At 36.0% G+C, this 1,443-nt stretch carries 1 protein-coding gene; it reads right to left on the reverse strand.

The annotated features are described in order from the left end of the window. Positions 1-32: 32 nt before the first annotated feature. Positions 33-1,390 (reverse strand): IS3 family transposase gene (locus EKG35_RS20560; protein WP_410799540.1). Its coding sequence is split into 2 segments (ribosomal slippage): positions 33-904 and positions 904-1,390, totalling 1,359 coding nucleotides; the frame shifts between segments, so codons are not numbered across the junction. Positions 1,391-1,443 lie beyond the last annotated feature (53 nt).

Raw genomic sequence — 1,443 nt, forward strand, 5'->3', positions numbered from 1 at the left:
TGATCTGACCCAAGAAAGTTAGACATATATAATTAGGCTACTCCAAGGACCTGAGTTCGGTATTCCACCGGGCTTAGGTCTTTTAATTTTGACTTCATTCGTTTGTTATTATAATAGTAAATATACTCTTCTAGTTCCTTCTCAAAATGTTCTATACTATCAAAATTTTGTAGATATAGTAGCTCAGATTTTAATAAGCCAAAGAAATTTTCTATGACTGCATTATCCAAACAATTGCCCTTACGGGACATACTCTGTGTAATATTATGTTGTTTTAATGTTCGTTGATATTGGCTCATTTGATAATGCCACCCTTGGTCCGAATGAAGGATGACTTGATCACCTGGTTGTAGACGAGTTAACGCTTGTTTTAACATTTCATCAACTAATTTATACACCGGTCGACTCATTACCGTGTAGGCAATGATTTCACCGTTACACAAATCTAGTACAGGAGATAGATAACGTTTCTCACCAAATAGATGAAATTCTGTCACATCAGTTACCCATTTCTCATTCATGTTTTCTGCTTTAAAATCCCGTTGTAAAATATTTGGCGCAATTTTCCCAACGTTTCCCTTATAAGAACGGTATTTTTTCATTCGTACTTCACACTTAATGCCTATGGCATTCATCAATTTATGAATTGTTTTTGGATCATGATTGAAACCATATTTCTTTAATTCTTTAGCAATCCGACGATACCCATAACGACCTTTATGTTCGTGGTAAATGGTCTGAATAGCAGCTTTCACATTAGCGTATTTATCAGCACGACTTAAACGTTTTTCCCAGTAATAGTATGTGCTACGTGGAATATCAGCGACTTTGATTAATTCCACCACTTCATAGATTTCCTTTAGTTCATAAATTACTTGCGCTTTGATTTGGTTTGTAATTTTTCCTGCATCTGAACTAAAGCGTTCAACTTTTTTAAATATGCGTTCTCCATTTCTAGTTGCTTAATCCGTGCCTCTAGTTCTTCTACAGATCCTTCAGCCGGTACTGGTTTCGTTGTTTTTGTTAAATCCTTTTTCATCGACGGTCGCCCCTTTTTCTTAGAAACAAGGGCATCATAACCACCAATTTCATACTTCTTCTTCCAGTTTCTAATCATGCCCGGAGATGAAATATTAAATATCGCAGCTGTGTCGATTGAGGATGTACCTGTTTCGTTCATATAATTTAGTACACTCATTTTATACTCAGCAGAATAATTTGTATAGGATTTAAGGAATGCCTCTCTTCCATTCTCTTGGTAAAGACGGACCCAGTCACTGATAACCCGTTGAGTGAGACCGATATCCTTCGCAATTTCATTCATGGACTCATGTCCATTTACATATCGTTCAACCGCTTGAATTCTTTGTTTAACTGTTAATTTTGCCATAAAAAAACCCCCGTAAAAATTAGATTAGTGTCTAACTTTTACGGGGCAGTTCA

The sequence above is a fragment of the Lysinibacillus telephonicus genome, assembly GCF_003966145.1.
GTDB classification, from domain to species: Bacteria; Bacillota; Bacilli; order Bacillales_A; family Planococcaceae; genus Ureibacillus; species Ureibacillus telephonicus.